Raw genomic sequence first — 24,691 nt, 5'->3', positions numbered from 1 at the left:
GCGGCGTGTGAGCGACGCGGCCCTTCATCCCAAAGCCGATCATCAACCCCGCAAGCTACCGCCCAGCTTCTGTACGGCCTTAACCACCGCGGCGCTGATCGCTTCCAGATCGTCCTGGGAAAAGCTCTTCTCGCCCGGCTGCAACGTCACCTCGATCGCCAGTGACTTGAAGCCTTCCTCCACGCCCGGCCCGACAAAAACATCGAACAGGCGTACGTCGACGATGCTCTTCTTGTCCGCGCCCTTTACGGCACGCACCAGCGCGTCGGCCTGCAGTTGTTCCGGCACGACGAACGCAAAGTCGCGCTTCACCGCCTGCAAGGCGGGCGGCGCATAGGGCGCGCGCATGAAGCCGCTCTTGCGCTTGCCCGGAATCGCGTCGAGGAAAATTTCGCCCGCGACCACCGTGCCCGACAGCCCGAATTGCTTCGCCAGCGACGGGTGCAGCACACCATATTCGGCCAGCACCGCCTTCGGCCCCAGCCGCAGCGTGCCGGACTGACCCGGATGATAGGCGGTCGACGCCTCCCCGAAATTCTGGAGATTGCCGACCGGCGCGCCGGCCGCCGCCAGCAGCGCGATCACCTCGGCTTTGGCGTCGAATGCGTCGAAGCCCTGCGCCTTGCCCGTCTGCCAGCCCCGCGCTACCTTCTCGCCCGCCAGCACGAAGCCGACGGTCGCCCGCTCACCCTGCTTGAAATAGCGGCGGCCCAATTCGAACAGGCGGACCGAGGTCGCGCTGCGATCGACATTGCGCTTCGTCGCCGACAACAGGCCGGGCAGCAGCGATGGCCGCATGACCTTCAGCTCTTCGGAAATCGGGTTCGCCAGCGTCCAGTCGCCCCCGCCCACGGCGGCGGCTTCCTTTTCGGCAATGAACGACCAGTTGATCGCTTCGGCCATCCCGCGCGCCGCGGCGGTGCGGCGCACCCGGCGCTCGACCATCTGTTCGGGGGTAGCAGTCGGGCGGGCGACGCCCGGCACGCGCGGCAACGGGGTGGACGGCACTTGGTCCAGGCCGACGATGCGCACAACTTCTTCGACAATGTCGGGCCAGCCATCGACGTCGCGGCGCCATGTCGGCACGATGATCGTCCAACTGCCCGGCACCGTCACCGGCATGCCGTCTTCATATTCGACGCGGCTCGCCTCGCCGCTGACGCCAAAGCCCAGGCTCTCCAGGATGCGCATTTGTTCGTCGGCGGGCACATGCACGCCGGCCAGCGCCAGGCACTGGTCGGGCGCATAGGCCACTGTCCGCGGCGTCGCGGGCGGGGTGCCGGCACGGGTCGCCTGGCTGGGCGTACCACCGCACAGGCTGACGACCAGGCTGGTCGCGATCGACAGGCCGTCGTCCAGAAACGCCGGATCGACCCCACGCTCGAACCGGGCCCGTGCGTCCGACGTCAGGGTCAGCTTCTGCCCCGTCATCGCGATCCGCTCTGGCGTGAAGTAAGCGCATTCGATCAATACGTCGGTCGTACCATCCTGCGCGCCCGAATGTTCGCCGCCCATGATCCCGCCGATATCGTGCACGGCTTCGTCGTCGGCGATGACGGTCATCGTCTCGTCCACGCTATAGGTCTTGCCGTTGAGCGCCAGCGGCTGCTCGCCCGCCTTGCCTTTGCGCGCGACCAGCCCACCCTTCAGGCTCGCCATGTCATAGACGTGTAGCGGCCGGCCAAGGTCGAACATGATATAATTGGTGATATCGACCAGCGCGCTGATCGGCTTCTGGCCGATGGCTTTCAGCCGCTTGGCCATCCATTCGGGCGATGTGCCGTTGGTCACGCCGCGCACGGTCCGCGCGAAAAAGGCGGGGCAGCCGTCCACATCGTCCGTCCGCACATCCGGCCCCGGACCCACGCCGGCAATCTCCGGCACGATGATGGCGTTGAGCGTGCCCAGGCCCGCCGCCGCCAGATCGCGCGCGATCCCGCGCACGCCCATGCAATCCTGCCGGTTGGGGGTGACGCTGACGTCGACCACCGGATCGTTCAGGCCCGCCCAGTCGGCATAGACCTGGCCCACCGGCGCGTCGCCGCTCAGTTCGATGATGCCGTCATGATCGTCGCCCAGTTCCAGCTCGCGCGTGGAACACATCATGCCGTTGGATTCGACGCCCCGGATAGCGGTCTTTTTCAGGACCATGCCGTTGGCGGGCACCACCGCGCCCTCCACGCCGAACACGCCGACCAGCCCGGCGCGCGCATTGGGCGCGCCGCACACGACCTGCAACGGATGGCCGTCGCCATGATCGACGCTCAGTATCTGCAATTTGTCGGCCTGCGGATGACGCTCCGCGCTCAGCACCCTGGCGATCTTGAACCCGGCCAGTTTCTCGGCCGGATTCTCGACGCCCTCGACCTCCAGGCCGATGGCGTTCAGCGTCTTGAGGATCGTCGTCAGGTCCGCATCGGTGTTCAGGTGCGTCTTGAGCCAGCTCAGGGTGAACTTCATGCGCCTACGCCTCCGCTCAACGTCGGCACATCGAAGGCCGTGAAACCATAATGTCTAAGCCAGCGCAGGTCGCCGTCGAAGAAGGCGCGCAAGTCGTTCATCCCATATTTCAGCATGGCGAGCCGATCGACCCCGGTGCCAAAGGCAAAGCCCTGCCACTCGTCCGGGTCCAGCCCACACGCCTCGATCACCTTGCGATTGACCATCCCGCTGCCCAATACTTCCAGCCAGCCGCCGCTTGGCCCTTCGCCGTCGCCGCCGATCACGCGCTGGCCGCTCACCAGCGTATAGCCGACATCGACCTCGACCGACGGTTCGGTGAAGGGGAAGTAACTGGGGCGCAGGCGCAGGACGATATCCTCGCGCTCGAAAAACGCTTTCAGGAACGTCTCCAGCGTCCATTTCAGGTGGCCCAGCGTGATCCCCTTGTCGATCACCAACCCCTCGATCTGGTGGAACATCGGTGTGTGGGTCGCATCGCTGTCGCTGCGATAGACGCGGCCCGGCGCAATGATGCGGATCGGCGGAGACGTGGTCATCATCGTGCGGATCTGCACCGGCGACGTGTGGGTGCGCAGCAGCATCCGCTTCTGCCCTTCCTCGTCCGGGAAGTAGAAGGTGTCGTGCATCGCCCGCGCCGGGTGCGTCTCGGGGATATTGAGCGCGGTGAAATTATGCCAGTCGTCCTCGATCTCCGGCCCGGTAGCGACCGAAAACCCTAAGTCCGCGAAGATTTCAGCCAGCTCGTCCATCACCTGACTGACCGGATGCACCGACCCCTGCGGCCCAAGATCAACGGGCAGGGTCATGTCGATGCGTTCGGACGCGAGCCGCGCGTCCAGCGCCGCCGCCTCCAGCGCCGCCTTCTTCTCCGCCAGCGCCGCGGTCACGCTCTCGCGCAAATCCTGGATCGGCGGCCCTTTCGCCATCCGCTCTTCCGGCGACATCGGCCCCAGCGTCTTGAGCAGGCCGGTCACAACCCCGCTCTTCCCCAAAGCGCCGACGCGCAGCGCCTCGACAGCGTCCAGCGTGTCGGCGGCGGCGATGTCGGCGATCAGGCCGGCTTTCAATGCGCTAATTTCAGTCATAAATCTTCCAGAGCCTGTGATGGCGGAAACATGCCCGCGGCCTTAGCGACGCTGGGCGCTCAAGGAAAGGGCCAGGCCAGGAAAGCGCTACGCCCGCGCCCCCAGCAGCGCCCCCCCAAAGCCGATGAACATGAGGCCGGTGCCACGGTTGAACAGGGTTTGCCGATTAGCCGGCGCCAGCCAGCGCGCCAGGCGCAGGCCGCCCAGCGCATAGACGCCATACCAGAAGCTTTCGATCACCACGAAACTTGCGATCAGGATCGACAATTGCAGCCAGAAGGGGCGGTTGAGGTCGATGAACTGGGGAAAGAGCGCGGCGGCAAAGATGATCAGCTTGGGATTGGCCAGGCCCGTCAGCAGCCCGGCGCCATAGAGCGCCTTTGCCGACCGCGTGCTGGTCGCGCCGGCCGCGCTGCCGCCCACCGGCGCGCGCCACGCCTTGATCCCCAGCCACAGCAGATAGGCGACACCGGCATAACGCAGCACATCGAACAGTCGCGGTGAGGCTTTCAGCAATGCGCCGAGCCCAAGCGCCGACGCAATCAGGCACAGCAGCACCGCGCTCATAAGGCCCGCCATCGTCGCTGTCGCCTTGCGCGGGCCATGGGCGATGCTCTGCGTCATCACATGCAGCATATTGGGCCCCGGCGTGGCCGAGATCAGGAAAACCGCCGTAACGTACAACCACCACAGATGCAGCGACATGGGATTGATCCTTTGGATGAGACTCCCTCCGTTCGCTTCGAGCGAAGTCGAGAACCGCATGAAGCCGTGCGGGGCTTGATGTCGCCGAAGTCCGCTCTGCCTCGTTTCTCGACTTCGCTCGAAACGAACGGGGGGTGATGAAATCCGCAACAAACAAACAAAAAGGGCGCCGGAAGCATCTGCCCCCGGCGCCCTTTTGACGATCTTGCGACCGACTGGTTCAGGCCGCGGGCAGCGCAGCCTTCGCCTGGGCGATGATGGCGCTAAACGCCTCGCCTTCGTGCATCGCAATGTCGGCCAGGACCTTGCGGTCCAGTTCGACGCCTGCCAGCTTCAAACCGTGCATGAACTGCGAATAGGTCAGGCCTTCAGCGCGAACACCCGCGTTGATGCGCTGGATCCACAGACCACGGAAGGAACGCTTCTTAACCTTACGGTCGCGATAGGCGTATTGGCCGGCCTTTTCGACGGCCTGGCGAGCGACGCGGATCGTGTTCTTGCGACGGCCATAATAGCCCTTCGCCTGAACCAATAACCGCTTATGCTTCGCCTTGGTGGTTACACCACGTTTTACGCGTGCCATGTGCCTCTACTCCTTACTTCAGGCCGTAGGGCGCCCACAGGCGCACATGGGCAACATCCGATTCCGACAGGACGGACGTACCGCGGTTCTGACGAATATATTTCGCATTATGGCTGATAAGCCGGTGACGCTTGCCAGCGACGCCATGCTTCACTTTGCCGGTGGCGGTGAACTTGAAGCGCTTCTTCACACCGCTCTTGGTCTTCATCTTGGGCATTTTCGTCTCCTTTTTCAGCGCGACGATTACAGACAGCCCCGGCAGCCCTAGTTAGCCGGGCGGTCTCACTGAATATCGCGAACGGCGCGCATAGGCGGACATGCCCGCAAAGGCAAGCGATTCGCGCAATGACGGTCTGGAGCCATTTGCCCCGCCGGGGCGTTGAGGCCGCCATGGTCGATAGCGATGTGCAGATTTCGGAACGTCCGGCCGTCGCGCCGCCCGCAGGCTATCGCGCGCATGCGACCGCGTTGCGCGAACGATGGCGCAGATTGCCGCTGCCCGTCCGCATCCTCCTTTCCATCATCGGCGTGCTGTTCGCGATCTGGCTGATTCTGTTCATCACCAAGGGCCGCTTCCTCAAAACCCCTTTCGAGCAGATCCTGGGCAAACGCCTCCAGCGCGAAGTCCGGGTGGAGGGCGACTTCCAGCTCTATTTCGCCCCGATCAGCATCAAATTCCTGGCCGAAAAGGCGCGTATCGGCAACCTGCCCTGGGCCAGCCAGCCGCATCTGTTCCGCGCCGACCTGATCGACGCGCGGATTTCGCCGCTCAGCCTGCTCTTCGGCGACAAGGTCCGCCTGCTCTGGCTGGAACTGCGCAACGGCGCGGTCGACCTGGAATGGTCGCGCGATCACAAGCATAACACTTGGACGCTGGGCGATCCCAATGCACAGGGCAAGCCCATGGTATTCCCGCTGATCACGCAGGCCAAGCTGGCGGGGACCACCCTGCGCTACCGCGATCCGCGGATGCAGTTGAACGCCGACATCGGCTTTGAAACGGTCCGGGCGCTCGATACCCGCTTCACCAGCGACGTGCGCCTGTCGGGCACTGGCAGCATGCGGGACAAGTCCTTCACGCTCAAGGGCAGCCTGCTTTCCCCCAACGCCACGGTATCGCGCGGCAAGAACAGCCTGCAAATGCGCGCGCAGGCCGGCGCGACGATCGTCGACGTCGCCGGCACGCTGCGCGGCGCGACCGAACTGGAGGGTAGCGACCTGCGCCTTGTCACGCGCGGTCCCAATCTCAGCCTGTTGTTCGATTTCCTCGGCGCAGCGATCCCCGACACGCGGGCCTACCGCTTTACGTCAGCCCTGACGAAGGTGGGCGAAGAATGGCGCTTCACGAAATTGAAGGGCCGCTTCGGCGCCAGTGATCTGGCGGGCAGTTTCACCGCCTCGCTGCCCAACAATCGCCTGCTGCTCAAGGCGGACTTGGCGACCCAGATGCTCGACATCGTCGATGCCGCCCCCTTCTTCGGCTATGATCCCGAAAAGATCGAAAGGCAGGGCGCGGCCGGCGCGATTGAAACCGTGGAGGGCACGCCGCGCCTGCTGCCCGACACGCCATTGCGGGTCGAGGCGATCCGCAATTTCGACGCGAACGTCACCTACAGCGTCAAGCGCGTCCGGGCGCAGCATGTGCCCATCTCCGCCATAGATCTGACCTTGAAGCTCGACCGCAGCCTCCTAACCCTCTCGCCGCTGACCTTCGACATGTCGGGCGGCCATGTCGCATCGGATATAGAAATCAACGCCCGCGGCGCGCTGGTGAAGACCAGCTACGACATCCGCCTGGCGCCTACGCCCATGGGTAGGCTGCTGGCGCGCTGGGGCGTCGAACAATCGGGCACCACCGGCACGATCAAGGGCCGCGTGCAGATGACCGGGCTGGGCGATACGCTCCATGATTCGCTCGCGACCGCCAACGGACGCATCGCGGTCATCCTGCCGGCCGGGACGATGTGGGCGCGCAACGTGCAACTGTCCGAACTGGATGTCGGCACCTTCGTCACCAAGATGTTTTCCGGCAAATTGAAACAGCCGGTGGAAATCAACTGCGGCCTCATCGCCTTCACCGTCCGCAACGGCGTGGCGGCGGCCGATCCGATCCTGATCGACACGAAGAAAAATGTGATGATCGGTCGCGGAGGCTTTTCGTTCAAGAATGAGAGCCTCGACCTCGCCTTCCGCGCGGACGGTAAGAAGATCAGCCTGCTGTCCGGCCAGTCGCCCATCGGCATCAACGGCTATTTCGCAAGGCCGGGCATTTCCGTCGTCAGCCCCGAATTGCTGACGCGTGGTGGCGCAGCGCTGGCGCTGGGTGTCGTCGGCACTCCGATCGCGTCGCTATTGGCCTTCGTCGATTCTGGCGATGCGAAGGGCGCGGCCTGCGGCCCGATCCTGGCCGGCGCCAGCGCGCAGGGCCAGCGCACCAAGCGCGGCGATCCGCGCGACGATGTCGGCCGCGGCACCACGGCGAAGGACGAAAAGGGCGAAGGCAGCAAGGGCGAGCAAAAGAAGCAGGACAAGAAATTCCTCGGCATCTTCTGATCGCGGCCCGCCGCTAGACTGCCTTCAGTCGATCAATGGTCGTGATGATGGTCCGGCGCGCTGCCCAACGCCTCCAGCACATCCTCCAGCCGCGCCGGATCGCCCAGCGCCAGCACATGGCCTTCGCTGTCAGCCGTCAGCGGCTCGCCGTTCCAGTCGCACATCAGCCCGCCCGCGCCCTCGACCACCGGCACCAGCGCGGCGAAATCATAGCTTTGCAGGCCCGATTCGATAACGATGTCCAGGAAACCCGACGCCAGCAGCCCATAATTATAGCAGTCCCCGCCATAGACCGGCCCCTGGCGCGGGGACCCGCCCGACACTGCGGCGACCAGCGCCATATAGGCGGGCACGTCACCCTCGCCGAACAGATGCGGGCTGGTCGTGGCGATCCCCGCACCCTCCAGCGCTTTGCACGCCCGCGTCCGCACCGGCTGGCCGTTGAACGTCGTCGGCTGCCCGCTCATCCCGGCCCAGCGTTCCCGCGCGATCGGCTGGTCGATGATGCCGATGGTCGGCCAGCCCGCTTGCGTCAGCGCGATCAGCGTGCCGAAAATCGGCCGTCCGGCGATGAAACTGCGCGTCCCGTCGATCGGATCGAGAATCCACACTCGCTCGGCATCTTCGCGCACTGATCCATATTCTTCGCCGATGATGCCGTCGCCCGGCCGTTCCTTCTCCAATATCGCGCGGATCGCGGCTTCGGCGGCGCGATCGGCCTCCGTCACCGGCGATTTGTCCGCCTTCAACTCCATGTCATATCGCGCACGGAAAAAGGGGCGGATCGCCGTGCCTGCGGCATCGGCAAGGCGGTTGGCAAGGGCCAGGTCGTCGCGGGTTGTCATGCCCTTCGCCTAGCGGTTGCGTCGCGCTTAGGCTAGACTGAACCACAGACGAAAGAAGGAGAGGAAGATGCCCGGTTCGCCCGTCATCCCATGCCTGCGCTACGCCGATGCCCCCGCCGCGATCGATTTCCTGTGCGCCGCGTTCGGCTTCACCCGCCATGCCGTCCATGCCGACGATAGTGATTCCACGATCATCCACCACGCCCAACTGGTGCTGGGGGAGGGCATGGTCATGCTCGGCAGCGTCAAGGATATGGAGGACGAATCGCTCTACACCTGGTCCACCGTCCGCGAGCTTGGCGGCACCACCGCCTGCGTCTATATCGTCGTGTCCGATCCTGACGCCCACTGCCTCCACGCCCGCAACGAAGGCGCGGTGGTGGTGCAGGAACCCCAGGATAATGACGGCTATCCCGGCCGCGGCTACACCGCGCTCGATCCCGAAGGCAATGTCTGGAGCTTCGGCAGCTACGATCCCTGGACCGATTAAGCCTTCGGCAACCCGACCGTTCTATCCTGCATCGTCAAAGGGGGGCGCATGGCGCTGATCGGCTGGTTCCTGAGTTTCGTCGGCCTGTTCGCGGGCCTCGCCCTGCGGCAGGACATGCCGATTGGCGGATCGGTGACATTGTCCAACCTCGCGATCGGCTTTGCGCTGCTCGCCTGCCCGATGCTCTGGCGCGAAAAGCCGCTCGGGATCTCGCGCGCCCAGCGCATCGTCGTCGCACTGGTCATGATCCTGACGGTGCCGCTGGTGATTCTCCCAGCGGCCTGACAGTCCTCAGTCGAACAGGCTGGACACCGACAGAGTTCGGCCGAACGATCCCCCGGATCGTTCGCAGCCTATTCTCCTTTCAATCGAACAGGCTGGATACCGAACTCTCGTCCGCGATCCGCTTGATCGCTTCGCCCAGCAGCGGCGCGATCGGCAGGTGGCGCACGCGGCTGCTGCTGTTCACAGCCTCGGTGCCCTGGATCGAATCGGTGATGACCAGTTCCAGCAGTTCCGACGCATCGACCCGCGCGACCGCGCCGCCCGACAGCACGCCATGGCTGACATAGGCGATCACCTCGTCGGCCCCCTGCGCCTTGAGCGCGGCGGCGGCGTTGCACAGCGTGCCCGCCGAATCGACGATATCGTCGATCAGGATGCAGAACCGCCCCTTCACGTCGCCGATGATGTTCATCACTTCGGATTCGCCGGCGCGCTCGCGGCGCTTGTCGACGATGGCGAGCGGCGCGTTGTCCAGCCGCTTGGCCAGCGCGCGGGCGCGCACCACGCCGCCCACGTCGGGCGAGACGACCATGATATTCTTGTCGCCGAAACGCGCCTGGATATCGGCCGACATCACCGGCGCACCGAACAGATTGTCGGTTGGGATGTCGAAGAAGCCCTGGATCTGCCCGGCGTGCAGATCGACCGACAACACGCGGTCGGCCCCGGCGGTGGTGATAAGGTTGGCGACCAGCTTGGCGCTGATCGGCGTGCGCGGGCCGGGCTTGCGGTCCTGCCGGGCATAGCCGAAATAGGGGACGACCGCCGTGATTCGCTTGGCCGACGCGCGTTTCAGCGCATCGATCATGATCAGCAATTCCATCAGATTGTCGTTGGTCGGATAGGACGTCGACTGGATTACGAACACATCTTCGCCGCGGACATTCTCATGAATTTCCACGAAAACTTCTTCGTCCGCGAAGCGGCGGACACTGGCGTCGGTCAGGGGAATTTCGATATAGTCGGCGATAGCGGCCGCGAGCGGCTTGTTGGAATTGCCGGTCATGAGTTTCATGGCGAAAAACCCCAGGCTGATTGGCGTGACAAACGGATGACGATGCGCGAAACGCGGCCCCTGTAGCGGCGCGGGGCGCAAGTGGAAAGGCGCTTTTGCGCCAGCCGTCAAAATGCACTAGGGCGCGGGGCATGACCGACAAACTCGTGATCGCGCTCGCGCAGATGACCCAGTCCGTGGGCGACCTGAAGGCCAATGCCGACGCCATGCTGGAATGGCGGGCGCGGGCGCAGGGCGCCGACCTCATCGTCTATCCCGAACTGCAACTGATCGGCTATCCGCCCGAAGATCTGGTCCTCAAGCCCGCTTTGGTCACACAGGCCAATTATCAGCTTGATCGTCTGGCGCAGGAAACCGCCGATGGCGGCCCGGCGATGCTGGTCGGCACCGTCGTCGCGGCGCAGGGCGTCCTCTTCAACGTCGTCGCCCTGCTGGAAAATGGCGCGGTCACTGCAATCCGCCAGAAGCGCGAGCTGCCCAATTACGGCACCTTCGATGAAAAGCGCCTGTTCGCCCCCGGCCCGTTGCCCGCGCCGATCGACTTCAAGGGCGTGAAGATCGGCGTCCCCATCTGCGAGGATATCTGGTTCCCCTTCGTCACCGCGCATCTGCGGGCCGAAGGTGCGGAAATCCTCATCAGCCCCAATGGCAGCCCCTATGAGGTGGACAAGGACGATCGCCGCCTCAACAGCGTCGCGGGCACCCGCGTTCGCGAAACCGGCCTGCCTCTGGTCTATCTCAACCGCGTCGGCGGGCAGGACGAACTGGTGTTCGATGGCGCCTCCTTCGTCATGAACGGCGACCTGACCCTGGCCCAGCAACTCCCCGACTGGGAAGAGGCGCTGGTGCTCACCCAATGGGAGAAACGGGACGGCCAATGGGTGTGCCTGCCCGGCGAGCCGCACCCGCTGGATGACCGCCCGGCCGACATTTACAACGCCATGGTCCTTGGCCTGCGCGACTATGTGAACCGCAACCGCTTTCCAGGCGTCGTGCTGGGGCTTTCGGGGGGCATCGATTCCGCCCTGTCCGCCGCCGTCGCGGTCGATGCGCTTGGCCCCGACCGCGTCTGGTGCGTCATGATGCCCTCGCGCTTCACCAGCCAGGACAGCCTGGACGATGCGGTTGCGTGCGCCCGCCTGCTCGGCGTCCGCTACGACACGATTCCGATCGAACCGGCCGTCGCCGCCTTCGACACGATGCTCGCCCCGGTTTTCGAAGGGCGCCAGCGCGACCTGACCGAAGAAAATATCCAGTCCCGCATCCGCGGCGTGACGCTGATGGCCCTGTCCAACAAATATGGTCATATGCTGCTCACCACCGGCAACAAGAGCGAGATGTCGGTCGGCTACGCCACCATCTATGGCGACATGGCGGGCGGCTATTCGGTACTCAAGGACGCCTACAAGACCACCGTGTTCGACCTGTGCCGCTGGCGCAACGAAAACGTCCCGTCACTTGGCGCTGGCATCGGCCCGGAAGGCCCGGTGATGCCGCAGCGCGTCATCACCAAGCCGCCCAGCGCCGAACTGCGCGACAATCAGCGCGACGACGACAGCCTGCCGCCCTATGAAGTCCTGGACCCAATCCTCTACGGCCTGGTCGAGGAGGAATTGTCGGTCGATCAGCTGGTCGAGCGCGGGTTCGAGAAGGACACCGTCGCCCGGATCGAGCGCCTGCTCTACGTCGCCGAATATAAGCGTCGCCAATCGCCCCCCGGCGTCAAACTGGGCACCCGCAATTTCGGCCGCGACCGCCGCTACCCGATCACCAACGGCTTCCGTACGATATAACTAATGCAAAAGTCCGTTCGTCCTGAGTAGCCATTGAGCTTGTCGAAATGGCGTATCGAAGGATGCTTCGATAAACGGGGCTTCGATAGGCGCAGCTCCTACTCAGCACGAACGGGTTTAGGACCAACTATGACCGTCATCACCCGCTTCGCCCCGTCGCCGACCGGCCACCTCCATGTCGGCAATATCCGCGCTGCGCTCCACAACTGGCTGTGGGCGCGCAAATCGGGCGGCCAATTCCTCCTGCGCCTGGACGATACCGACCTCGAACGCTCGCGTCCCGAATATGCGGACTCGATCAAGGCTGACCTGCAATGGCTCGGCCTCCACTGGGACGGCGAAGAGAAACAGTCCGACCGATTCGCCCTCTACGAAGCGCGGTTCGAAGCGCTCAAGGCGTCCGGCCATGTCTATCCCGCCTATGAAACCGCCCAGGAACTTGACCTGCGCCGCAAAATCCTGCTCGGCCGCGGCCTGCCCCCGGTCTATGACCGCGCCGCCCTGTCGCTGACCCCGGACCAGATCGCGGCTCATGAAGCCGAAGGCCGCACCCCCCATTGGCGTTTCAAGCTCGACCATGACCAGCCGATCGCCTGGACCGACCTCATCCGCGGCGACCAGCGCTTCGACCCCAAACTCCTGTCCGATCCCGTCATCCGCCGCGCCGACGGCTCCTGGCTCTACATGCTGCCCTCGGTCATCGATGACGTCGCTATGGGCATCACCCATGTCCTGCGCGGCGAGGATCATGTCTCCAACACCGCGACCCAGATTCAGATGTTCACGGCCTTGGGCGCACCGCTCCCCGCCTTTGCGCATGAAGCGCTGCTGACCGGCAGCGAAGGCAAACTGTCCAAGCGTTTGGGGTCGCTCGGCGTCGCCCATTTCCGTGAGATCGGCCTGGAAGCGGCTGCCATCGCCTCGCTGCTCGCGCGCCTGGGCAGTTCGCAGCCCGTCGAGCCGTTCGCGGATATCCAGCCGCTGATCGACAGCTTCGACTTCGCCCATTTCGGCCGCGCCCCCGCCCGCTTCGATGAAGCGGAACTGGCGACACTCAACCAGAAGATCGTCCATCTCCTGCCTTTCGAAGCCGTAGCCGATCGCCTGCCGGACGGCATGGACGCCGCCGCCTGGGACGCGATCCGCCCCAATCTGGAAACGGTCGCGGGTGCCGCCGACTGGTGGCGCATCGTCACCGGACCGATTGACGCACCGGCAGCGGCGGAAGAAGACCGAGATTTTCTCGCCATCGCGCACCGTATCCTGTTGGAGGCCCCCTTCGACGCCGACATCTGGCGCACGCTGACGGGCGCGCTGAAGGACGAAACCGGCCGCAAGGGCAAGACCCTCTTCCTCCCCCTGCGCCGCGCGCTGACGGGCCTCGATCACGGTCCCGACATGGGGCAGCTTCTGCCGCTGATAGGCCGGGAAAAGGCCTTAACGCGCCTGCAATCCTGAGGGCGGGCACGACGAATTGCTCGTCTGCCTGTCGATGAATGACAGGAAACGACCATTCTTTGCCGCTCATCCGTTGAAATCCGGTGCCTAGTTGCGGACACTACCGGTGAGTGGAATAATCATGATCCATGACGCAACTGACAGAATTAGAGCGCGCGGCCATAGAGGCAATCGTGGCCGAAAAGCCGGATTATTTCGGTCCGTTGAGCGAGCAGCTTCAATCTGCGAAGGTTGAGAAGCGAGAAAATACCGGTGGCGGCTTCTTCACGACGATATCGGTGTCGTCGCTCGCACCTGCCGCGATCGTATCCAGCCCTCTGGGGCTGAACGTATATGCGAGCGTCGATGGCATGGAATACGGGCTTGGTATGCTACTGTTCTTTAAGCATGGGCGAATGAGCCTTTTGGAGGGCTATTCCATAGGCGGTGAGGATACGTCTGCAATAGAGTTTGAGGGGGCCGCTTTTGCAATCAATGCCGCGCCAGCCACATTGCACGGGGATGTCAGCTAATCATCGCGCAATGCTCACGACCCGACAGTCGCCTTCCCACCCTTTCTCGCCATCCAGAGATGAGCCGATAGTTCTTATTCTTCTGCGTTCTCTGCGCCTTTGCGCGAGAAAATTTAATCGCGCAAAGGCGCAGAGAACGCAGAGAAGAAAAGAACAACCGTCTCACTCGCCGGTTGGTCACCACCGCGGCCGCCTCTCCTATTCCTCTTCCAATGTAGGATTTCCTCTGATCTATCCTTGTTGATGGACCCACATGCCCTCTGCACCCGTTCCACCCTGCCGATCGCCCCAGCCCTGCCGCCAGCCTGTGACCCACATGGCGCGTTCCCGTTACCCTACTGGCGCGTGGATGTGACCCGACCCGCGCGTGGCCGGGGCGGCAGCGATACTTGGCCGGGTCGCGGCCCGGCGCTATTGCCGCGAAAAAGCGCAGAAACGCGATGCCAACGATGGTGTGAACTTCAGGCCCGTGACCCTGTCGGTCGCTTCATCGCACCCGAATCGCGCTGCAGGACCAACTCAGGCGGCGATCGCCTCCAGCGCCTTACCCACCGCCGCGATCCCTTCCGGCGAGGCGGCAAAGCCCATATGGGTGCAGTCCACCTCGATCGCCTTGTCGCGCTCGCCCGCGCGGCCCTTGGCGCATTCGGGCAGGATCACGCCGTCGCGCTGCGACCACAGCGCCACGGTCGGCACCGGCGGCTTGGCTTCGCGGGTGCAGGGAAAGGGCGGCCGATCGACCGGAAAGCCCGACACCAGCTGGTACAGCCGCCAGGCATGGTTGGCGCGCGGGTCGCCGGAAAAGGGCGTGCCCATCGTCACCACGCCACCCACCTTATGCGTCGCAAATTTCGCATATTCGCGCGCATACAAGCCGCCCAGGCTCCATCCGACCAGCGTCACCGGTGCCCCGGTCTCCTTGCGGATTGCGTCCACGCGCCGGTCGATCTTGTCCAGGCTATCAGGCTTCGGCCCGAAATTGCGGCCCATGCCCCAGTCATGCGCGTTATAACCGGCGGCGGTCAATATGTCGCGCAGCCAGCCCATTCGCTGTTCCGACGCCATCAGGCCGGGGATCAGCAGCACCGACCGCCCGTCCCCCTGCATCTGGCTGGCGAGCAGCGCGGCCTGCGCACGGGTCCGGCCAAGGTCGAAAGGGACGCTCAGATTGCCCAGCAGCTGTTGCAAAGGCGGAAGCTGCGCCGCGCGCGGGCCGGGCGCAAGGCGGTCTTTCCAGAAACTGCTGACAGTTTGAGCGTAAGGCGGCACGACGATGATATCCTTGAACCCCGCCCCAGGTTGCGCGACGGGAAACGATGACATTATCGTGACAACGCAGCACGCGTCCATCAGTTTCGCCGCATGCGATCAACGGTTGGTCGTTTGTGACGCCGGTTCGGATCGGGAGATTAAGGCGCGAGCGGCGACGTCTGGTTCACGGCCGCGCCTTCGGTGCCGCGCAACTGGCGCGGTTCCAGGATCGCCGCCGTTTCGATCAGGTCCAGCGCGCGCCGCGCCTCCAGATAGCGGCGGGCATATTGCATCCAGCGGTCCGCCGCCGCCTTGCCCGGCAACCGTTCCACTTCGCCCAGCGCGGCGCTCACCCGGCCGCCGTCCATATAGCGCATCGCCCGGTCCATCGCCGCCTGCGGCCGGGGCGAGGGGGTCGATGCCTTGCGGATGGTGACGAGTTCGCGCGCCTCATGCTCCAGTGCATCCCACCAGCCCGATGCGACCGGCGGCGTCACCACCCGGTCGGCGGCCTCCGCCAGCCCGCCGCGCAGGTCAGCCAGCGTGATCGGCTCGCGCGCCGCATTGATGACGGCGGCGACGGCGCGCGGCTGGGCCTGGCCGAAGCGCAACCGCAACTGCCCCTCGATATAGCCGAGCGGCGTCCCGCTATCGAGCGCGCGGCGCGCGGCGAAGGCGACCAGCAGCCCTTCGGCGCGGGCGGCATTGCCCGACGCGGCCTGCGCCTCCACGGTGATGCGGTTCAGCCGCGCTTCTAGCTGAAGGACGCGCGTATCGAGCATCTGCGCCGCATCGGCGGTCAGCGGCCGGACGGTGGCGCTCGCTCCGGTCCCGGTAATCAGCCCCTGCGGTTGAGCGGGGACGGTCGGCTGCGGTTGCGCATCGCCCCAGCGGCGCTGGATCTGGGGCCAGGCCCAGACGGTCAGTGCGACGCCCAGTGCAAAGCCGAGCAGGATCAGGATCAGGAGCGGCAGGATCGTGCGTCGGCGCGGTGGTGTCACGGTCGCTTTGCCAACCCCATCCTCGTCGATCATTGCGGCCCTTTCGTCTGTCATTATGCCCGTCATTCGCACAATCGCGCGGCGAGGGCCAGCATATCGTCATCGACCGGCCGGGCAGGAGCCTGCCCGCTTGCCCAGCCCGCCCCGCACGCGGCGAGCGCCGCCGGGCTGATCGCGACGATATGCAGCGATGCGCGCGCCTCCAGATCAATCTGCGCCGCCAGTCTTTCGCCCGCACGGGGCGAATGCACGAGCACCACCGATCCGGGCGCGGCATCGGCGATCAGGGCCGGGTCCGGCGGCAAGCCGACCATGCTATATACCGCGATCCGCGTCACATCGATTCCATCCGCCGCCATCGGCGCGACGGTGGTGCCGCCCAGATGCAGCAGCCGTCGATGACCGTCCGCCGCGATCCGCGCTGCAATCGCACTGCCGTCGCCGAAGCCCGCCACGACATCGGCAAAGCCCGCGTCGCGCAGCGCCTGCGCCGTGAATGCGCCCACGGCATAGGTCGGCAGACCATAATAAGTGGCCAGCCCCGGCCCAGCCAGCCGCACGCCATGGGCGCTGGTCAGCAGCAGGGCGTCGAAATCCGCCGGTTCGGGCGGCGTCCACTCTACCGGCTGCGGGGCGAAGAGCGGATGCACCCGCGCGTCCAGGCCCAGCGTGGCCGCCTTCGCCGCCGTCCTGCCCGCCGCCGGTTCGGGGCGCAGGATGAGGACGCGGCTCACGCCTCGAACAGCGACCGCAGCGCCGGGCTGGCCCGTCCCAGCAGCGCATGGCCCACCGCCTGCGCCGCCGCGTCGTCGCCGCGCGCCAGCCGCGTTTCTTCGCGCACCGTTTCCTGCCCGTCCGGGCTGATGATCTCCGCGATCAGGTGCAGGCTTTCGCCGTCAACTCGCGCCAGCGCGGCGATCGGCGAATGGCAGGTGCCGCCCAATCCCTTGAGCACCCCGCGCTCGGCCATCACCGCGTCACAGGTGTCGCGGTCGTTGATCGCACTTAGCGCCGCGACCATGGCGTCATTGTCGGCCAGCGTCTCTATCCCCACCGCGCCTTGCGAGGGCGCGGGCAGCATGACGTCGATCGCGATGGTCGCGCCGACATCCTGCTGGTCCAGCCGGTCCAGCCCGGCCGCCGCCAGCAGCGTGGCATGGACTTCGCCCGTCGCCAGCTTGGCCAGCCGCGTCGCGACATTGCCGCGGAACAGGGTGATGGTGGCATCGGGGCGCAGTCGCTTGACCTGCGCGGCGCGGCGCGGCGAGCTGGTGCCAACGATCGGATTGGCGGGCAGGGCGGCGAAATCATCGGCCCCCACCAGCCGGTCGCGCACATCGGCGCGTGGCAGCATCGCGGCGATACGGAAGGCGTCGGGCCGCAGCGTCTCCACATCCTTCATGCTGTGGACCGCAAAATCGATCGCGCCCTCGACCAGCGCCCGGTCCAATTCCTTGGTCCACAGCGCCTTGCCGCCGATGTCGGCCAGCGCCCGGTCCTGTATCCGGTCGCCGCTCGTCTGGACGGTGACGATCGTCACGGCATCGTCGGGCCAGCCATGGACGGCGCACAGGGCGCGGGCGGTCATGCGGGCCTGGGCGAGCGCCAGGGGCGAACCTCTGGTGCCGAGGCGCAACGGTCTTTCGGGCAAAAGCATATGCGGCTTGCTCTAATGACCACGGCCATTAGATGGAAGCGGCAATGACAATCATTCTGGGCCTGGAATCGAGCTGCGATGAGACCGCAGCGGCGCTGGTAAGCGCTGACGGCCGTATTCTCGCGCATCGCCTCGCCACGCAGGAAGAGGCGCACCGCCCCTATGGCGGCGTGGTGCCGGAAATCGCCGCCCGCGCGCATGTCGAAATGCTCACCCCCCTGGTTGCAGAGGCCCTGGCTGACGCGAAGATGACGCTGGCCGACGTGGACGTTATCGCCGCCACCGCCGGGCCGGGCCTGATCGGCGGGGTCATGGTCGGCCTCGTCACCGGCAAGGCGCTGGCTCATGCGGCGGGCAAGCCGCTGATTGCGGTCAATCATCTGGAGGGCCATGCGCTCTCGCCGCGCCTCGCCGATCCGACGCTGCAATTTCCCTATCTGCTGCTGCTGGTGTCGGGCGGCCATTGCCAGCTGCTCCATGTGAAGGGGCCGGGCGCCTATGTCCGCCTCGCCACCACCATTGACGATGCGGCAGGCGAAGCGTTCGACAAGACCGCCAAGCTGCTGGGATTGGGCTATCCCGGCGGCCCGCAGGTGGAAAAGGCGGCCGCGCTGGGTGATCCTAAGAGCGTGCCGCTGCCGCGGCCGTTGATTCACACCGATGAACCGCATTTCTCCTTCGCGGGCCTCAAGAGCGCGGTGATGCGCGCGGTCCAGTCGGGCCAGCATAGGACGCAGGATATCGCCGCGAGCTTCCAGCAGGCGGTGATCGACTGCCTGGTCGACCGCACCCGCCGTGCGTTGGGGCGGAGCGAGGGCGTCACCGCGCTGGTCGTGGCGGGCGGGGTCGCCGCCAACAATGCCGTCCGCGCCGCGCTCGAATCGCTGGCCGCCGATCATGGCCTGCCCTTCGTCGCGCCGCCGCTCTGGCTCTGCACCGACAATGCGGCGATGATCGCCTGGGCCGGTGCGGAGCGCTTTGCGGTCGGCCTGATCGACGATCTCACCTTCCCCGCCCGGCCGCGCTGGCCGCTCGACCCGGCGGCGGAAAAGGCGCGCGGCGCCGGAGTGAAAGCATGAAGGGCGTCAAAGCATGAAGGCAGGAGTCATCGGCGCAGGCGCATGGGGCACGGCCCTGGCGCAATTGCTGGCGAGCGACGGCCAGGATGTGGCGCTCTGGGCGCTGGAGCCGGACGTGATCGACGCGATCAATGCGCGTCAGGAAAATCCGCTCTACCTGTCCGGCATCCCGCTTTCCGCCTCGATCCGGGCGACTGGTGCGATGGCGGACCTTGGGACATGCGACCTGTTGCTGGTCGTCAGCCCCGCCCAGCATCTGCGCAGCGTCGTGGCCCAGGCGCCCGCAGGCGTGCCGCTGGTCCTCTGCTCCAAGGGGATCGAGGCGGGCACCAGCCTTTTGATGTCGGAAGTCGCGCGCGCCGCGCAGCCGACCTCGCCCATCGCCGTCCTGTCTGGCCCGACCTTCGCCCATGAAGTGGCCAGGGGCCTGCCGACCGCCATCACCCTCGCCTGCGAAGACCGGGCGCTGGGCCAGCGCCTCGCCGCTCGCATCGCCCGCCCGTCCTTCCGTCCCTATCTGTCCGACGACGTCATCGGCGCGGAGATTGGCGGCGCGGTCAAGAATGTGCTCGCCATCGCCTGCGGGGTCGCGGAAGGGGCGGGGCTTGGCCTCAACGCCCGCGCCGCGCTCATCAGCCGCGGTTTTGCCGAAATGACCCGCTTCGGCCTGGCGCGCGGCGCGCGGCCTGAAACGCTAGGCGGGCTTTCGGGGCTGGGCGATCTCGTCCTCACCTGCTCCTCCACCAATTCGCGCAACTTCTCGCTCGGCAAGGGGCTGGGCGAAGGCGCGAGCGCCGCCGACTTGCTCGCCAACCGCCGCACCGTGGCGGAAGGGGCGTTCACCGCGCCGGTGCTGCGCGATGCCGCGCGCGCTGCGGGCGTGGAAATGCCGGTGGTGGAGGCGGTGTGCGCATTGCTGACCGACGCTGCGCCGCTCGGCGCCGTGATCGACGCGCTGCTCGCGCGCCCGTTGCGGCCCGAATAACCCGTCGCGCCGCCGCCGCATTGCGTCTAGAGCAGATAAAGAAACATGATGACGCAGGGGGATCAGGGGTCGTTGGCGACGCAGCCATCCATATCGAAGGATGAGGATGACATCGCCGCCCTGGCCAAGGGCGGGCGGACCAACATATTCGGCTTCCTGCTGCGGCTTGCCGCGCGCCTGCCCTTTCTGTTCATTGCCGGGCGCTGGTATGGCGCGGATGCGCTGGGCCGCTTCGCCTATGCCGTGCTGGTGGTGGAGTTTGTGGCGCAACTCGCCACGCTGGGCCTGAAACGCGGGCTGGCCGGCGCGCTCAGCCAGACCGAACGGCCCCATGCCCATGTCGTGACCGACGCCATGGTCGTGACCCTGATTGCGGCGCTGGTCGGCGCAGGCCTGTTGGTCGTTTTCCCGCAGGCCATGTTCCCCAACAGCGCCATCAACGGCCTTGACCGGCTGCTGGCGCTGGTGGTGATTGCGGTGGCGGGATCGGACGTGGCGCTGGCCGCCTGCGCCTACCGCTTCGACGTTGGCGCGACCGTGCGGGCGCGCTCGATCATCGAACCCTGGACGATCAGCATCGGCGCCTTCGCCTTCGCCTTTTATTCGACCCGCGACGGCCTGATCCTCTCCTATGCCCTGTCGATGATCGCGGCACTGGTCGCGTCGCTCATCCCCTTGGCGCGCCATTATGGCCTGCCGCGGGGCTGGCGTCCCGATGGTGGGCGGCTGTGGCGACTGGCCCGGCGCAACCTGCCGCTCGCGGCGGCGGACGGGGTTGAATGGGGCTCGCGCCGGCTGGACATGGCGATATTGGGCCTGTTCGTCAGCCCGGCGGTGATCGGCATCTATTATGTCGCGCAGCAGGTCGCGTCGTTGCCGCAAAAGCTCAAGACCAGCTTCGATCCCATATTGGGTCCGGTCATCACCCGCAATCTGGCGGAAAACAACCTGGCCGCCATCGCCAAGCAGGTCAGCCAGGTCGGTTTCTGGATCATCGCGGCGCAGGCGGGCATCGCGCTGGCGCTCGGTATTCCCGGTGAAGCGGTGATGGGCCTGGTGGGGCCGCATTTCGTCGGCGGCACGGGCGCGCTCGCCTTCCTGCTGCTGGCCGAAGTGGTGGCGGCGACCGCCGTCGTCAGCGAATCGGCGCTGGTCTATATCGCCCGCCACCGCAACCTTATGATCTCGCTCGTCATGATCGGCTTGCAGGCCGGTTTCAGCTTCGTCCTCATTCTGACGGCGCGACGGCTGGGGATGCCGGTCATGTGGATCGCCGCCGCGCCTGCGCTCGCTTTGTGCCTGGCGCTGGGTGTCGGCGCGTTCATCAAGGCGCGCTTGCTGTCGCGCCTGCTGGGCGCGCCGATCAATGCGTGGCGCTGGCCATTGCTGAGTGCGGCGGGCATCGCCTGTATCGTTGGCGCCGGTTTCGTCGCCCTGCCGCCCAGACTGGAATGGGTCGAACTGGTGTTCGGCGTCTGGACGATCCTGGGCGTCTATGGCGTCGTCATCTGGCGCTGGGGCTTCGGGTCGGAAGACCGCGCCTTGTTCCGCAAGCAGAAGGCGTAGTGACCCGATAGAAAGGCCCGCTTCTCACTGGAGAGGCGGGCCTTCGTCTTGTCAGGCGAACAGCGCGTCGCGGATGACGCCCAGATCCTCTTCGGGCCGCGCGCCCCAGTGGGAGATCACCTCGGCCGCAGCGGCTGCGCCCAGCGCCAGTGCATCCTCGACGCTGCGGCCGTCGAGATGGGCGGCGAGGAAGCCGGCGGCGAACAGGTCGCCCGCGCCGGTCGTATCGACGATCTGCGCGACCGCCGCGGCCGGGGCCTCATGGCGCACGCCATCGACGATCGCCACGGCGCCCTTTTCGCTGCGGGTTGACACCAGCACCGGCACCTTGTCGGCGAAGCGGGCCAGCGCCGCATCGAAATCATCGACCTGCGCCAGCGACTGAATCTCGCCCTCATTGGAAAACAAGATGTCGATCTGGCCATTGTCGATCAGGTCGATGAAGTCGGCGCGATGGCGGTCGATCACGAAATTGTCCGATAGGGTGAAGGCGACCTTGCGGCCCGCGCCGCGCGCCGCGTCGATCGCCGCCCGCATCGCCGCACGCGGCTGCTCCGGGTCCCAGAGATAGCCTTCGAGATACAGAATCCTGGCCGACCGGATCAGCTCGAAATCGACCGCGCTTTCCGGCAAGAACTGCGACGCGCCCAAAAAGGTGTTCATGGTGCGCTGCGCGTCCGGCGTCACCAGGATCAGGCAGCGGGCGGTGGGGACTTCGCCGTGCATGACTGGCGTGTCGAAACGGATGCCCAGAGCATGGACGTCATGAGCGAAGACCGCGCCTAGCTGGTCGTCGTTCACCTGGCCGATGAAGCCGCATTTTTTACCCAGCGCAGCCAGCCCCGCCAGCGTGTTGGCGGCAGAGCCCCCGCTGATCTCCTTGGCCTGCGGCATGTCGGCATAGAGGTTTTCGGCCATGGCGGCGTCGATCAGCTGCATCCCGCCCTTGGTCAGCGCATGTTCGGCCAGGAAGCCATCGTCGCTGCGGGCCAGAACGTCGACGATGGCGTTGCCGATCGCGACGACATCAAGCGTGGGGTCGGAAGCGGTCACGCAATATCCTTATGCAATGAAGGGGAAGGGAGGGGAATGGCGCATAATCGCGCCCTGTCTATCGGCGTCTCTATCGGCCCGCGGCCGCGCGCGCAACGGCGCTGATTGACGCGGGCGCCGGTCGGGAGGATAGCAGGGCCATGGTCCTGACCGCCGCCCTGCGCGCCTTTCCTTCCATCTTCCACGGCGCGGCGCTGCGCCTGCTGTTCAAGACGCTGATTTTGACGCTTCTCATCTTTGCCGGACTGGCCGCCGCATTGTGGGCCGGTTTCCATGCGCTGCGGTTGCATTTCGGCTGGGGCGGGGGCGGTGTCGCTGAAGCGACCGCCACCGCGCTGCTGCTGGTCGGCGCGGGCTGGCTGCTGTTCCGCGCGGTCGCGATGGCGGTGATGGGCCTGTTCGCCGACGACATCATCGAAGCGGTGGAGCGGGAATATTATCCGCAGGCCGCGCTGGCCGCCAGCCCGGTCGGCTGGGCGCGCAGCCTGCGTTTCGCCTTAGCTTCGATCACGCGCACGCTGGGCTGGAACCTGCTGGCGCTGCCCGCTTACATCCTGCTCCTGGTGACGGGCGTGGGTACGATCGGGCTGTTCCTGATCTTGAACGCCTATCTGCTGGGCCGCGACATGGCCGACATGGTGGAGCCGCGTCATCCCGCCCTCCCGCCGCTCTCGCGCGGCAGCCGGTGGCTTTTGGGGCTCGTTTCGGCGGTTATGTTCCTCATCCCGCTGGTCAACCTGCTTGCGCCGATCTGGAGCGCGGCTATGGCCGTGCACATGTTGCTTGGGCGAAAGACATCCGCATGAAGTTCCCGCCGTTTCTGACCGTGGCGCTGTTCGCGCCGCTGGCCGCCTGCGGTGGCGGCGTCGTGCCTCAGACCGGCTATACGCCGCCGCCAGCCGGTCCCCCGGCCAGCGCCTTCATGAAGCAGGGGCCGCTGATGGGATCGGACGCGGGTGCGCTGACCCGGATGTTCGGCCAGCCCCGGCTCGACATTCGCGAAACCACGGTGCGCAAATTGCAGTTCGGCAATGGACGCTGCGTGCTGGACGCCTATCTTTACGCGCCTGCGCGGGGCAAGGAGCCGGTCGTCACCCATGTTGATGCGCGCAGCCCGGCGGGCGCGGATGTCGATCCGCTGTCCTGCGCCAGCGCTTTGCAGGCGAAATAGCCGGTCACCCAGGGGCACAGGCGCGAAGTTCACACCCTCGTCGCGTAAGAGTTGCGCTTCTGGTCTTCAGCCAACCGATCTATCTTCGCCCGACAACCGCCCGATCGCCCAACGCGCCGCTTCCGCGACCACCGGGTCGTCATCGCCGACCAGCGCCTCCAGCCGCGCCAGCAACCGCGGATCGCCACTGTTGCCCGCGGCGATGGCGGCGTTGCGGACCAGGCGGTTGCGGCCGATGCGCTTGATCGGGGAGCCGGAGAAGATTTCGCGGAAACCGGCATCGTCCAGATCGAGCAGGTCGGCGATGTGCGGCGCGGCCAGTTCCGCGCGGCCGACAAAGGCGCGGTTCGCGGCGGCAGCGTCAGCGAATTTGTTCCACGGACACACCGCCAGGCAATCGTCGCAGCCATAGACGCGGTTGCCGATCCCGGCGCGCAGATCCGGCGGGATCGGCCCCTTATGTTCGATCGTCAGATAGGAGATGCAGCGCCGCGCATCGACCACATAGGGCGAGGGGAAGGCGTCGGTGGGGCAGGCGGCCATGCATGCGCTGCAACTGCCGCAATGGTCGCGTTCCGGCCCGTCCGCCGCCAGCGCCAGTTCGGTATAGATCGCCCCCAGGAACAGCCAGCTGCCATGGTCGCGGCTGACGAGGTTGCTATGCTTGCCCTGCCAGCCAAGCCCAGCGCCCTGCGCCAGCGGCTTTTCCATCACGGGGGCTGTATCCACGAATACCTTGAGGCTGCCGGGCTGTTGCTCCACCAGCCAGCGGGCCAGCGCCTTCAACGCCTTCTTGACGACGTCATGATAATCCTTGCCCTGGGCATAGACCGAGAAGCGCGCCCGGTCGCCCACGTCTGCCAGCGCCAGCGGATCATGCCCCGGCGCATAGCTCATCCCCAGCATGATGACGCTGCGCACGTCCGGCCATAAGCCTTTGGGCGATCCGCGCTGCTGCGCCCGTTCCTCCATCCACAGCATGTCGCCATGATGGCCCGCGTCCAGCCATTGGCGCAGCCGCTCGCCGGCTTCGGGCGCGACATCGGCGGGCGCGATGCGGCAGGCGGCGAAGCCCAGCCGTTCCGCTTCCGCTTTCAGGCGCTGTTCCAAGGTTTTGGCCAAGGTTTCTATAGGCACGGGC

Annotated in this window: 24 protein-coding genes; 11 read left to right on the top strand and 13 right to left on the bottom strand. The window is 66.0% G+C overall.

The window, feature by feature from the left end:
* Positions 1-42: 42 nt before the first annotated feature.
* The 5 genes from pheT to rpmI all read right to left on the bottom strand — a co-directional run bounded on the left by pheT (position 43) and on the right by rpmI (position 5,053).
* The gene (gene pheT, locus CEQ44_RS21030; protein WP_088184889.1) at positions 43-2,460 is read right to left on the bottom strand and encodes a phenylalanine--tRNA ligase subunit beta; all 2,418 of its coding nucleotides are present in this window, start codon (positions 2,458-2,460) and stop codon (positions 43-45) included.
* Positions 2,457-3,548 (bottom strand): phenylalanine--tRNA ligase subunit alpha, encoded by a 1,092-nt coding sequence (pheS, locus tag CEQ44_RS21025; RefSeq protein ID WP_088184890.1) that lies wholly within the window; start codon positions 3,546-3,548, stop codon positions 2,457-2,459. Before pheS ends, pheT begins: the two co-directional genes overlap by 4 nt.
* An 87-nt stretch (positions 3,549-3,635) precedes the next feature.
* A complete protein-coding gene (locus tag CEQ44_RS21020) occupies positions 3,636-4,253 on the bottom strand; it encodes a LysE family translocator (RefSeq protein ID WP_088184891.1) in 618 nt (205 codons plus the stop codon).
* Between the two features lie 220 nt (positions 4,254-4,473).
* The gene (rplT, locus tag CEQ44_RS21015) at positions 4,474-4,836 is read right to left on the bottom strand and encodes a 50S ribosomal protein L20 (RefSeq protein ID WP_066606985.1); all 363 of its coding nucleotides are present in this window, start codon (positions 4,834-4,836) and stop codon (positions 4,474-4,476) included.
* A gap of 13 nt (positions 4,837-4,849) precedes the next feature.
* On the bottom strand, positions 4,850-5,053 hold the full coding sequence (rpmI, locus tag CEQ44_RS21010) for a 50S ribosomal protein L35 (RefSeq protein WP_088184892.1): 204 nt from the start codon (positions 5,051-5,053) through the stop codon (positions 4,850-4,852).
* A 173-nt stretch (positions 5,054-5,226) separates the two neighbouring features.
* Between rpmI and CEQ44_RS21005 the strand changes: the two genes are divergently transcribed.
* The gene (locus CEQ44_RS21005; protein WP_088184915.1) at positions 5,227-7,389 is read left to right on the top strand and encodes an AsmA family protein; all 2,163 of its coding nucleotides are present in this window, start codon (positions 5,227-5,229) and stop codon (positions 7,387-7,389) included.
* A 32-nt stretch (positions 7,390-7,421) separates the two neighbouring features.
* Here CEQ44_RS21005 and CEQ44_RS21000 read toward each other — a convergent pair whose 3' ends face one another.
* A complete protein-coding gene (locus CEQ44_RS21000; protein ID WP_088184893.1) occupies positions 7,422-8,234 on the bottom strand; it encodes an inositol monophosphatase family protein in 813 nt (270 codons plus the stop codon).
* A gap of 67 nt (positions 8,235-8,301) precedes the next feature.
* On the opposite strand from CEQ44_RS21000, the gene CEQ44_RS20995 reads away from it, so the two are divergent.
* Positions 8,302-8,724 (top strand): VOC family protein, encoded by a 423-nt coding sequence (locus tag CEQ44_RS20995; protein ID WP_088184894.1) that lies wholly within the window; start codon positions 8,302-8,304, stop codon positions 8,722-8,724.
* 48 nt (positions 8,725-8,772) lie between these two features.
* Complete coding sequence (locus CEQ44_RS20990) at positions 8,773-9,009, top strand: hypothetical protein (RefSeq protein WP_088184895.1); 237 nt, start codon at positions 8,773-8,775, stop codon at positions 9,007-9,009.
* A 79-nt stretch (positions 9,010-9,088) separates the two neighbouring features.
* On the opposite strand, the gene CEQ44_RS20985 is transcribed toward CEQ44_RS20990, so the two are convergent.
* The gene (locus tag CEQ44_RS20985; protein ID WP_088184916.1) at positions 9,089-10,024 is read right to left on the bottom strand and encodes a ribose-phosphate pyrophosphokinase; all 936 of its coding nucleotides are present in this window, start codon (positions 10,022-10,024) and stop codon (positions 9,089-9,091) included.
* A gap of 131 nt (positions 10,025-10,155) precedes the next feature.
* On the opposite strand from CEQ44_RS20985, the gene CEQ44_RS20980 reads away from it, so the two are divergent.
* The 3 genes from CEQ44_RS20980 (at position 10,156) to CEQ44_RS20970 (ending at position 13,787) form a co-directional block, all read left to right on the top strand.
* Entirely contained in the window at positions 10,156-11,817 is a 1,662-nt protein-coding gene (locus CEQ44_RS20980; protein ID WP_088184896.1) for an NAD+ synthase, read from the top strand.
* A 129-nt stretch (positions 11,818-11,946) separates the two neighbouring features.
* The gene (gene gltX / locus CEQ44_RS20975; RefSeq protein ID WP_088184897.1) at positions 11,947-13,275 is read left to right on the top strand and encodes a glutamate--tRNA ligase; all 1,329 of its coding nucleotides are present in this window, start codon (positions 11,947-11,949) and stop codon (positions 13,273-13,275) included.
* A 128-nt stretch (positions 13,276-13,403) separates the two neighbouring features.
* Positions 13,404-13,787 carry a hypothetical protein gene (locus CEQ44_RS20970; RefSeq protein ID WP_088184898.1) on the top strand — a complete coding sequence of 128 codons (384 nt, stop codon included), beginning with the start codon at positions 13,404-13,406 and terminating at the stop codon, positions 13,785-13,787.
* A gap of 519 nt (positions 13,788-14,306) precedes the next feature.
* On the opposite strand, the gene CEQ44_RS20965 is transcribed toward CEQ44_RS20970, so the two are convergent.
* From CEQ44_RS20965 to hemC, 4 genes are all read right to left on the bottom strand, one after another.
* Positions 14,307-15,056: a triacylglycerol lipase gene (locus CEQ44_RS20965; RefSeq protein ID WP_088189879.1), complete on the bottom strand. Its 750-nt coding sequence runs from the start codon at positions 15,054-15,056 to the stop codon at positions 14,307-14,309.
* Positions 15,057-15,196: 140 nt separating this feature from the next.
* Complete coding sequence (locus CEQ44_RS20960) at positions 15,197-16,093, bottom strand: MICOS complex subunit MIC60 (protein ID WP_254913785.1); 897 nt, start codon at positions 16,091-16,093, stop codon at positions 15,197-15,199.
* Between the two features lie 8 nt (positions 16,094-16,101).
* Positions 16,102-16,773, bottom strand: a complete 672-nt coding sequence (locus tag CEQ44_RS20955) for a uroporphyrinogen-III synthase (protein WP_088189873.1) — start codon at positions 16,771-16,773, stop codon at positions 16,102-16,104.
* Positions 16,770-17,696 (bottom strand): hydroxymethylbilane synthase, encoded by a 927-nt coding sequence (hemC, locus tag CEQ44_RS20950; protein ID WP_088189872.1) that lies wholly within the window; start codon positions 17,694-17,696, stop codon positions 16,770-16,772. The genes CEQ44_RS20955 and hemC overlap by 4 nt, the downstream gene beginning before the upstream one ends.
* A gap of 44 nt (positions 17,697-17,740) precedes the next feature.
* On the opposite strand from hemC, the gene tsaD reads away from it, so the two are divergent.
* Genes tsaD through CEQ44_RS20935 form a run of 3 tightly spaced genes read left to right on the top strand, consistent with a single transcriptional unit; the run spans position 17,741 to position 21,326 of the window.
* Complete coding sequence (gene tsaD, locus CEQ44_RS20945; protein ID WP_088189878.1) at positions 17,741-18,775, top strand: tRNA (adenosine(37)-N6)-threonylcarbamoyltransferase complex transferase subunit TsaD; 1,035 nt, start codon at positions 17,741-17,743, stop codon at positions 18,773-18,775.
* Between the two features lie 13 nt (positions 18,776-18,788).
* Positions 18,789-19,760: an NAD(P)H-dependent glycerol-3-phosphate dehydrogenase gene (locus CEQ44_RS20940; RefSeq protein ID WP_088185710.1), complete on the top strand. Its 972-nt coding sequence runs from the start codon at positions 18,789-18,791 to the stop codon at positions 19,758-19,760.
* Between the two features lie 48 nt (positions 19,761-19,808).
* Complete coding sequence (locus CEQ44_RS20935) at positions 19,809-21,326, top strand: lipopolysaccharide biosynthesis protein (RefSeq protein WP_088189877.1); 1,518 nt, start codon at positions 19,809-19,811, stop codon at positions 21,324-21,326.
* A 51-nt stretch (positions 21,327-21,377) separates the two neighbouring features.
* Here the strand turns inward: CEQ44_RS20935 and CEQ44_RS20930 are convergent, their stop codons facing one another.
* Positions 21,378-22,379 carry an adenosine kinase gene (locus tag CEQ44_RS20930; RefSeq protein WP_088189871.1) on the bottom strand — a complete coding sequence of 334 codons (1,002 nt, stop codon included), beginning with the start codon at positions 22,377-22,379 and terminating at the stop codon, positions 21,378-21,380.
* A 140-nt stretch (positions 22,380-22,519) separates the two neighbouring features.
* On the opposite strand from CEQ44_RS20930, the gene CEQ44_RS20925 reads away from it, so the two are divergent.
* Both CEQ44_RS20925 and CEQ44_RS20920 read left to right on the top strand, forming a co-directional pair.
* Complete coding sequence (locus tag CEQ44_RS20925; RefSeq protein WP_088189870.1) at positions 22,520-23,185, top strand: EI24 domain-containing protein; 666 nt, start codon at positions 22,520-22,522, stop codon at positions 23,183-23,185.
* A complete protein-coding gene (locus CEQ44_RS20920; RefSeq protein WP_088189869.1) occupies positions 23,182-23,550 on the top strand; it encodes a hypothetical protein in 369 nt (122 codons plus the stop codon). Before CEQ44_RS20925 ends, CEQ44_RS20920 begins: the two co-directional genes overlap by 4 nt.
* A 66-nt stretch (positions 23,551-23,616) precedes the next feature.
* Here CEQ44_RS20920 and queG read toward each other — a convergent pair whose 3' ends face one another.
* The gene (queG, locus tag CEQ44_RS20915) at positions 23,617-24,660 is read right to left on the bottom strand and encodes a tRNA epoxyqueuosine(34) reductase QueG (RefSeq protein ID WP_373438216.1); all 1,044 of its coding nucleotides are present in this window, start codon (positions 24,658-24,660) and stop codon (positions 23,617-23,619) included.
* Between the last annotated feature and the right edge of the window lie 31 nt (positions 24,661-24,691).

This window comes from Sphingobium sp. Z007 (assembly GCF_900013425.1).
GTDB lineage: Bacteria > Pseudomonadota > Alphaproteobacteria > Sphingomonadales > Sphingomonadaceae > Sphingobium.
Note: the sequence above shows the minus strand (reverse complement) of the source record. Positions and strands in the feature narration are given on the sequence as shown.

Excerpts from the sequence above, each read along its gene's own strand:
- pheT (WP_088184889.1), bottom strand. The coding sequence starts at position 2,460 with ATGAAGTTCACCCTGAGCTGGCTCAAGACGCACCTGAACACCGATGCG.
- pheS (WP_088184890.1), bottom strand. The coding sequence starts at position 3,548 with ATGACTGAAATTAGCGCATTGAAAGCCGGCCTGATCGCCGACATCGCC.
- CEQ44_RS21020 (WP_088184891.1), bottom strand. The coding sequence starts at position 4,253 with ATGTCGCTGCATCTGTGGTGGTTGTACGTTACGGCGGTTTTCCTGATC.
- rplT (WP_066606985.1), bottom strand. The coding sequence starts at position 4,836 with ATGGCACGCGTAAAACGTGGTGTAACCACCAAGGCGAAGCATAAGCGG.
- rpmI (WP_088184892.1), bottom strand. The coding sequence starts at position 5,053 with ATGCCCAAGATGAAGACCAAGAGCGGTGTGAAGAAGCGCTTCAAGTTC.
- CEQ44_RS21005 (WP_088184915.1), top strand. The coding sequence starts at position 5,227 with ATGGTCGATAGCGATGTGCAGATTTCGGAACGTCCGGCCGTCGCGCCG.
- CEQ44_RS21000 (WP_088184893.1), bottom strand. The coding sequence starts at position 8,234 with ATGACAACCCGCGACGACCTGGCCCTTGCCAACCGCCTTGCCGATGCC.
- CEQ44_RS20995 (WP_088184894.1), top strand. The coding sequence starts at position 8,302 with ATGCCCGGTTCGCCCGTCATCCCATGCCTGCGCTACGCCGATGCCCCC.
- CEQ44_RS20990 (WP_088184895.1), top strand. The coding sequence starts at position 8,773 with ATGGCGCTGATCGGCTGGTTCCTGAGTTTCGTCGGCCTGTTCGCGGGC.
- CEQ44_RS20985 (WP_088184916.1), bottom strand. The coding sequence starts at position 10,024 with ATGAAACTCATGACCGGCAATTCCAACAAGCCGCTCGCGGCCGCTATC.
- CEQ44_RS20980 (WP_088184896.1), top strand. The coding sequence starts at position 10,156 with ATGACCGACAAACTCGTGATCGCGCTCGCGCAGATGACCCAGTCCGTG.
- gltX (WP_088184897.1), top strand. The coding sequence starts at position 11,947 with ATGACCGTCATCACCCGCTTCGCCCCGTCGCCGACCGGCCACCTCCAT.
- CEQ44_RS20970 (WP_088184898.1), top strand. The coding sequence starts at position 13,404 with ATGACGCAACTGACAGAATTAGAGCGCGCGGCCATAGAGGCAATCGTG.
- CEQ44_RS20960 (WP_254913785.1), bottom strand. The coding sequence starts at position 16,093 with ATGACAGACGAAAGGGCCGCAATGATCGACGAGGATGGGGTTGGCAAA.
- hemC (WP_088189872.1), bottom strand. The coding sequence starts at position 17,696 with ATGCTTTTGCCCGAAAGACCGTTGCGCCTCGGCACCAGAGGTTCGCCC.
- tsaD (WP_088189878.1), top strand. The coding sequence starts at position 17,741 with ATGACAATCATTCTGGGCCTGGAATCGAGCTGCGATGAGACCGCAGCG.
- CEQ44_RS20940 (WP_088185710.1), top strand. The coding sequence starts at position 18,789 with ATGAAGGCAGGAGTCATCGGCGCAGGCGCATGGGGCACGGCCCTGGCG.
- CEQ44_RS20935 (WP_088189877.1), top strand. The coding sequence starts at position 19,809 with ATGACGCAGGGGGATCAGGGGTCGTTGGCGACGCAGCCATCCATATCG.
- CEQ44_RS20925 (WP_088189870.1), top strand. The coding sequence starts at position 22,520 with ATGGTCCTGACCGCCGCCCTGCGCGCCTTTCCTTCCATCTTCCACGGC.
- CEQ44_RS20920 (WP_088189869.1), top strand. The coding sequence starts at position 23,182 with ATGAAGTTCCCGCCGTTTCTGACCGTGGCGCTGTTCGCGCCGCTGGCC.